The 7275-nt window shown below is 68.1% G+C and carries 7 protein-coding genes; 2 read left to right on the forward strand and 5 right to left on the reverse strand.

The features are described from left to right. Window positions 1-96 precede the first annotated feature (96 nt). From NHG85_RS17765 to NHG85_RS17785, 5 genes are all read right to left on the reverse strand, one after another. The gene (locus NHG85_RS17765; RefSeq protein ID WP_253334920.1) at window positions 97-921 is read right to left on the reverse strand and encodes an ABC transporter permease; all 825 of its coding nucleotides are present in this window, start codon (window positions 919-921) and stop codon (window positions 97-99) included. Window positions 922-925: 4 nt separating this feature from the next. Beyond that, window positions 926-1852, reverse strand: a complete 927-nt coding sequence (locus NHG85_RS17770; protein WP_253334921.1) for an ABC transporter permease — start codon at window positions 1850-1852, stop codon at window positions 926-928. 59 nt (window positions 1853-1911) lie between these two features. Further along, on the reverse strand, window positions 1912-3435 hold the full coding sequence (locus NHG85_RS17775) for an ABC transporter substrate-binding protein (RefSeq protein ID WP_253334922.1): 1524 nt from the start codon (window positions 3433-3435) through the stop codon (window positions 1912-1914). Continuing rightward, window positions 3432-5267, reverse strand: a complete 1836-nt coding sequence (locus NHG85_RS17780) for an ABC transporter ATP-binding protein (RefSeq protein ID WP_253334923.1) — start codon at window positions 5265-5267, stop codon at window positions 3432-3434. Before NHG85_RS17780 ends, NHG85_RS17775 begins: the two co-directional genes overlap by 4 nt. Window positions 5268-5380: 113 nt before the next feature. Next, a complete protein-coding gene (locus tag NHG85_RS17785; RefSeq protein WP_253334924.1) occupies window positions 5381-5929 on the reverse strand; it encodes a winged helix DNA-binding protein in 549 nt (182 codons plus the stop codon). A 168-nt stretch (window positions 5930-6097) separates the two neighbouring features. Here NHG85_RS17785 and NHG85_RS17790 point away from each other — a divergent pair, with 168 nt between their 5' ends. Together NHG85_RS17790 and NHG85_RS17795 are read left to right on the forward strand one after the other, a co-directional pair. Continuing rightward, on the forward strand, window positions 6098-6832 hold the full coding sequence (locus NHG85_RS17790) for a 5-oxoprolinase subunit B family protein (RefSeq protein WP_253334925.1): 735 nt from the start codon (window positions 6098-6100) through the stop codon (window positions 6830-6832). Then, window positions 6829-7275, forward strand: a 447-nt coding sequence (locus tag NHG85_RS17795) for a 5-oxoprolinase subunit C family protein (RefSeq protein ID WP_502213725.1), incomplete at its 3' end; no start/stop codon positions are given. The genes NHG85_RS17790 and NHG85_RS17795, both read left to right, overlap by 4 nt.

Below are 7275 nucleotides of genomic sequence, written 5' to 3' on the forward strand. Positions count from 1 at the left end.
CCTCCATCGCGCGCCGCGCGGCGGGGCCTTCGAACAGCCATGCGCGGCGCGCGGTGTCGGGCAACGCATCGATCGTGCGGGCAAAATCGCGGTGGGTCATTTCGTGGCTCCCAGCGGATCGAGCCGGTCGCGCAGCCAGTCGCCCAGCAGGTTGAGGCCCAGCACCGTCAGCATGATCGCGAGGCCCGGAAAGATCGTCACCCAGGGCGCGGTCTGGATGTAGTTGCGCCCATCGGCCAGCATGCCCCCCCAGCTCGGCACCAGCGGGTCGATCCCCAGGCCGAGGAAGGTCAGGCTGCTTTCGAGCAGGATGTTGTTGGCGACGTTCAGCGTGGCGAGGATCACCAGCGGGCCCATCGCGTTGGGCAGGATGTGGCCGAACAGGATCTTGCGGTCGGGCAGGCCGTAGCTCTGCGCCGCCTGCACGAATTCGGCCTGTCTGAGCGAGAGGACCGAACCGCGGATCAGCCGCGCATATTGCACCCATTGCGCGACGATCATCAGCACGATGATGCGGTCGAGCCCCGGCCCGATGATCGCGATCACCGTCATCGCCAGAAGGATGAAGGGCAGCGCCAGCTGGATGTCGGCAAAGCGCATCAGGAACATGTCCCACGGCCCGCGGTAATAGCCCGCCAGAAGGCCGACCACCGTGCCAATCACCACCGCGCCGAGCGCCGAGACGATGCCGACGAAGAACGACACCCGGCCGCCGACGACGACGCGGGCGAGGATGTCGCGCCCCAGCGGATCGGTGCCCAAGGGGTGCTCCCAGCCGCCGAAGGGCGCGGTCAGCCGCGCGGTGAGGTCCATCGCGCGGCCACCGTCGGGAAACAGCAAAGGCGACAGGGCCACGGCGCCACCGATCAGCACGATCAGCACGAGCCCCGCGACGAACTCGAAATTCTTGAAGCCCGTCATGGCGTCACTCCAGTCTGATGCGGGGGTCGAGCAGCATGTAGGTGAGGTCGACCAGGAGGTTCACGGCGACGATCAGCACCGCGAGGATCGAGATCACCGTCTGCAGGATCGGGTAATCGCGCTGCGCGATCGCCTCGATGGCGAGCGTGCCCATGCCGGGCCAGTTGAACACCAGCTCGACCACCACGAGCCCGCCCATCAGCGAGCCGAACTGCAGGCCGAGATAGGTGACGAGCGCGATCGAGCTGTTTCTCAGCGCGTGCTTGTAGACCACCTTGGTCTGCGACAGCCCCTTGGCGCGGGCCACCATGATGAACTGCGACGACAGCACGTCGAGCATGGTGGTGCGCACGATGCGCAGGTTGGTCGAGGTCAGGATCACGCCGATCGTCACGGCGGGCATGATCAGCGATTGCGGTCCGGTGAAGCCCGACGGCGGCAGCCAGCGCAGCGTCACCGAGAAGATCAGCACCAGCATGATGCCGAGCCAGAAGTTCGGAAAGGACAGCCCCGCGAGCGACAGCACCCGCACCAGCTGATCCCCGAAGGAGCCGCGATGCGTGGCCGCGTAGATGCCCAAGGGAATCGAGATCAGCAGCGAGACGGCCAGCGAGGTGAGCGCCAGCAGCAAGGTCGCGCCGAGCGCGCCCGAGACCAGCGGCGCGATGGCGCCGCGAAAGAAGCTCTGGCCGAGGTCGCCGGTGACGAGACCGGCGATGAAATCCCCGTATTGCACGAGGAAGGGCCGGTTGAGGCCGAGCCCCTCGCGGATCCGTTCGAGATCCTCCGGGGTGACGTTCGCGGATTCGCGCAGCATCATCACCGCCGGATCGCCGGTGAGCCGGATCGCGAAGGAGACGAAGAGCGTCACCGCGATCAGCACGAAGCCGGCCTGGATCACGCGCTTGAGGATGAAGGAGAGGATGGGCAAGGCGGCCTCCGAAGGGAAGATCCGGCGCGGGAGAGAGGCCCCGCGCCGGCGCTATGGTCTCACTCGGCGATGCTGACCTCGGTCAGGCGCAGCCGCTTGTCGGGGGCGGGCACGAAGCCCTCGACCCGGTCGGCCACCGCGTAGACGGTCTGCTCGTTGTAGAGGGGGATGTGGTAGGCCTCTTCATGGGCGAGGTTGGCCACCTGCTGCAGGATCTCCTCGCGGACCTCCTGGTCGGGCGACTGGCGCTGCTCCTCGAGCAGTTCGTTCATCTCCTCGGAGGTGCCGTAGGGGTTCCACTTCTCGCCCTCGTGGTAGGAGAGATAGGCGGTGTTGTCGAAATCGAAGGTCCAGCCGCCCCAGCTGAACTGGAACATCTCGTTGGTCCGGCCCTGCGGCACGATCTCGTTGAGGAAGACGCCATCCTCGATCGGGTTGAGCCCGACATTGAGCCCGACCGCGGCGAAGAAGCCGGTCAGCGCCTGCGCCACCTCGTTGAAGGTCGAGTTGCCGGCGCGGTAGTCGATGGTCATCTCGGTGCCCGGCGCGACGCCGGCCTCCTGCAAAAGCGCCATCGCCTGCTGCGGATCGAAGGCATAGCCCTCGAGCTCGGGATCGTGGCCGAAGGACAGCTCGCCCTGCAGGCTGGCGATCGGCGTGCCGCGCCCGGCGAGGAAGGCGTCGATCAGCGCCTGCTTGTCGACCGCCATGTTGAGCGCGCGGCGCACCCGCACATCCTCGGTCACCGCGTCCTTGGTCTTGAGCGCGAGCGAGTAGATCGTCGGGCCGGAGACGGCGACGATATCGGCATTGTCGGCCGCCTCGATCGTCGGCACCGCCGAGAAGGCCACGTCGGAGACGAGATCGACCCCGCCCGACTGCAGCTCGGCCAGCCGCGTCGCATCCTCGCGGATGAAGCGGTAGACGAGCCCGTCGAGCGCGGGCGCGCCGTCGAAATACTCTTCGTTGGCCTCGAGCTCGATCCGCGCGCCCTGGTCGTAGCTGACGAACTTGAACGGGCCGGTGCCGACCGGGTTCATGTCGAAATGCTCCTGGCCCATTTCCTCGATGTATTGCGGCGGCACGATCATCGCGCCGTAGCCCGCGAGCTTGGTGAGGATCACCGGGTCGGGCTGGGCCATGTGGAAATCGACGGTGGTGTCGTCGACCACCTCGACGCTTTCGATCGTGGTGTAGTTCGAGCGCTGCGGCCCGGCGGCGCCGACATCGCCCAGCAGGCGGTCGAAGGTGTATTTCACCGCATTCGCGTCGAAGGGCTCGCCATTGTGGAACTGCACGCCCTCGCGCAGCTCGAAGCGGATCTTCAGCCCGTCCTCGGAGACCTCCCAGCTTTCGGCGAGGCCGGGCTGCAGTTCGAGGTTCTCGTCGCGGCGCACGAGGCCGTCGTAGATGTTGGAGGCGACCGACCCCCAGGCGACGAGGAAGGTATCGACCGGGTCCCAGTTGGCCGGGTCCTGGCGCTGCGCCACGGTGAGCGTGCCCTGCGCCAGGGCCGGGGCGGCGGTGAGCGCGGTGGTGGCGACGAGCGCCGCCGTCAGCAGGCGCGATTTCAGATCCGTCATGATGCGATACCTTCCCTGTATTTTTCAAAGTTTTCGTGGTTGTCGGCGAGGATGTGGCCCGGCGCGACCTCGACGAAGCCGTGGCTGCGCCGCGGATCACCGATGGCCCGGATCGGGCTGGGGATGTCGCCCGTCAGCGTGACGCGCTCCGGTGGACGGGTCGGGTCCATCACCGGAACCGCCCGCAGCAGGCGCTTCGTATAGGGGTGTTGCGGCGTCTCGAAGACCTGCCGGCGCGTGCCCATCTCGACGATCTCGCCCAGATACATCACCGCGACGCGGTGGCTGACGCGCTCGACCACGGCCATGTCGTGGCTGATGAAGAGATAGGCCAGCCCGCGCCGGGCCTGGATGTCCATCATCAGGTTGATCACCTGCGCCTGCACGCTCACATCGAGCGCCGAGACCGCCTCGTCGGCGATGATCAGCCCCGGATCGACCGAAAGCGCGCGGGCGATGGCGATGCGCTGGCGCTGGCCGCCCGAGAATTCGTGCGGGTAGCGCCCGGCGTGTTCCGACTTGAGCCCGACCGAGGTCAGAAGCTCGGCCACCTGCGCGTCGGCGTCCCGCAGGAGCCCATGGGTGGCCATCGGTTCGGTCAGGCTCTGCTTCACCGTCTTGCGCGGGTTGAGCGAGCCGTAGGGGTCCTGGAAGATGTACTGGATCTCGCGCTTGAAGCGCTGCCGCTCGGCCGGATCGAGCGAGAGGATGTCGGTGCCGCGGTAGAGGATGCGCCCCGAAACCGGGCGCACGAGCTGCTGCAGCGTCTTGCCCACCGTCGATTTGCCCGATCCGCTCTCGCCCACAAGCGCCAGCGTCTCGCCGGGGTGGATCTCGAAGCTGACATCCTCGGCGGCATGGACGCGGTGGCTGACCCGACCGAAGAAGCCGGAGGTGATGTCGTATCGGGTCGTCACCTTGTCGAGCCGGACCAGCGGCTCGGCACGTTCGGGCGCGGGGTGATCGCCGCCCTCGGCCGCCGCCTGCCCCGGCAGGTCGAACTTGCGCGGGCTCTCGGAGCCCTGCATCGCGCCGATCTTCGGCACCGCCGCCATCAGCGCGCGGGTGTAATCGGCTTTGGGCCGCAGGATCACATCCTCGGCCCGGCCCGTCTCGACCATCTCGCCATTGCGCATCACCACGATCTCGTCGGCCATCTCCGAGACCACGCCCATGTCGTGGCTGATGAAGACGACCGAGGTGCCGAATTCGGACTGCATGTCGCGGATGATCTGCAGGATCTGCGCCTGGATGGTCACGTCGAGCGCGGTGGTCGGCTCGTCGGCGATCAGCAGGTCGGGCCGGCAGGAGACGGCCATGGCGATCATCACCCTCTGGCGCATCCCCCCCGAAAGCTGGTGCGGGTAGCGGTCGAGCTGGGCGCGGGCATTGGGCAGGCGCACCAGCTCCAGAAGCCGCGCCGCCTCGTCGCGCGCGGCCCGGCCGCCGAGACCGCGATGCAGCTTCAGCGCCTCGCCGATCTGGCTGCCGATGGTGAAGACCGGATCGAGCGAGGTCATCGGCTCCTGGAAGATCATCGAGATCCGGTTGCCGCGCAGCCGCCGCAGCGCGGCCTCCGAGGCGCCGGTGATCGCCGTCTCGCCCTCCTTTCCATGCAGCCGGATCGCTCCGGAGGTGACGCGGCCCCCGGTGAACTTCAGCAATCCCATCGCCGCCATCGAGGTGACCGATTTGCCCGAACCGCTCTCGCCGACGATGGCGAGCGTGCCGCCGCGCGGCACCTCGAAGCTCAGGCCGCGCACCGCCTCGGTCTCCCCGAAGGCGATCGACAGGTTCTCGACGGTCAGGATCGGAGCGTTCGTCTCGCGCAATTCGGCCTCCCCCCGATCCGCCTGGATGCGGATCGCTGCATGATGGGCGCAACGCTAGCCGAGCGCCGTTTGTCTTGTAAACATATTACCTGCGTTTCGCAGGTAATTTCACATCAAACCGAGGCGGCAGACCGCGCGGCCTGATCGTAAAGCCCCGACATTCCGCGCAAAACGCGGCCCAGCCGGCGCAGCTCCTCGGCATCCGAGTCCATCGAACGCAGCGTGTCGATCAGGCAGGCCTCGCGCAGGTCGCGATACTTGCGGCAGGTCTCTGCGCCGAGATCGGTGGTGGCGTAGAATCGTTCCTTGCCGCGCCTTTCGCCGGCGACGAGCCCCTCGGCCACCAGCTTTTTCAGCGCGTAGGTCACCGTGTGCTGATCCTCGATGTTGAGGACGAAACAGATGTCCGACAGGCGCTTGGCCCGGCCCCGATGGTTGACGTTGTGCAAGACCAGCACATCGAGCGCGCCGAAATTGGAATGGCCGACCACGGCGGCGAGGCACCGGGTCATCCAGCGACTGAAGGCGTTCTGCGCGACGATCAGGCCGTATTCATATTCCGACAGCTCCCAGTTCTCGTCATCGGCCAGATGCTCCGAAGACACGATCTTCTGGGGCCGCGCCCCCTGCGCCTCGGTCTCTCGCCCGGTTTTCTCTGCCATGCCGCCTGTTCCCTTCATTAGCTCGGTGCAGAGTGCCGCCCCCTGCCGCGGCAATCAATCCATGACGTTGATTGGGAGTTTTCGCGGACATTTTGTCGGTAAATCGTTGATGCGCTTGTCCTGAGCCTCTAGGCTTCGCGCGAACCGCACCGATCCGGAGCCTTCGACGTGGACCTGCTCGCCGCCCGGCCCCTGGCCGACCGGGCCATCACCTTCGACCTCGCGCCGCGCATCGGGGCCGAGGCCGCCGCCCGCGTCGGCGCGGCTCATGCCCGCCTGGCCGAGCTGCTCGACGCCGGGGCGCTGCCCGGGGCGCAGGAGCTGTCGCGCGCCTTCTGCTCGATCACCCTGCATTACGATCCGCTCGAAGGGCGGCAGGCCGATCTCGTCGCCCGCGTGCGGGCCGCGCTGGAGGACACCGATCCGGCTGCCCCCGTCGCGGGCCGGCTCTGGCGGCTGCCGTGCTGCTACGAGGGCGAGGATCTGAACGATCTCTCAAAGCGGCTCGGGATGGAGCGCGAGAGGATCGCCGAGCGTCATGCCGCCACCGAGCACAGGGTCTATTCCATCGGCTTCCTGCCCGGCCTGCCCTTCATGGGCGAGCTGCCCGAAGGGTTCTCGGTGCCGCGCCGGAGCACGCCGCGCACCCGCGTGCCGCAAGGCGCCGTGGCCATCGCCAACGGCCTGACCGTCATCTACCCGTTCGAAAGCCCCGGCGGCTGGCACATCGTCGGCCGCTGCCCGGTGCCCTTGTTCGATGCCGCGCGCGCCGCGCCCGCGCTGCTGGAGGCGGGCGACCGTGTCCGCTTCGAGCCAGTGGACCAGGATCGCTTCGAGACGATCACGGCGGATCTGGCCGCGGGCCGGATCGAGGCCGCGCGCTACGCCGAGGCCGCGCCATGACGTCGCGGCTGCATTTCGTCAAAGGCGGCGCGCGCAGCCTGATCCAGGATGCCGGGTTTCGCGGCGGACGCGGCATCGGCGTGCCCGCCTCGGGGGTGCTGGACCGCGACGCGCTTTACGCGCTCAACCTCCTTTTGGGCAATGCGGCGGGGGCCGCGGCGATCGAGGTGGCGCTGGTGCCGCCGCGGCTGGAGGCGCGGGAGGCCCCGCTGCGGCTTGCGCTCGGCCCGGGGCTGATGGGGCAGGTCGAGGGCGAGAATGCCCGCCCGATCGAGGCCTGGACCGCATTCACGCTCCAGCCGGGCGAAACGCTCGCGCTGTCGCTCGACCCCGGCTGCCCGGTGGCGCTGATCGGCCTTGGCGGCAGCCCCGATCTTGCCCGCGCGCTTGGCAGCCATGCCACCCTGCCCCGCGCCGGTCTGGGCGGGTTCGGCCGCACCTTG

Source organism: Limimaricola litoreus, assembly GCF_024159025.1.
GTDB lineage: Bacteria > Pseudomonadota > Alphaproteobacteria > Rhodobacterales > Rhodobacteraceae > Limimaricola > Limimaricola litoreus.

Excerpts from the sequence above, each read along its gene's own strand:
- NHG85_RS17765 (WP_253334920.1), bottom strand. The coding sequence starts at position 921 with ATGACGGGCTTCAAGAATTTCGAGTTCGTCGCGGGGCTCGTGCTGATC.
- NHG85_RS17785 (WP_253334924.1), bottom strand. The coding sequence starts at position 5,929 with ATGGCAGAGAAAACCGGGCGAGAGACCGAGGCGCAGGGGGCGCGGCCC.
- NHG85_RS17775 (WP_253334922.1), bottom strand. The coding sequence starts at position 3,435 with ATGACGGATCTGAAATCGCGCCTGCTGACGGCGGCGCTCGTCGCCACC.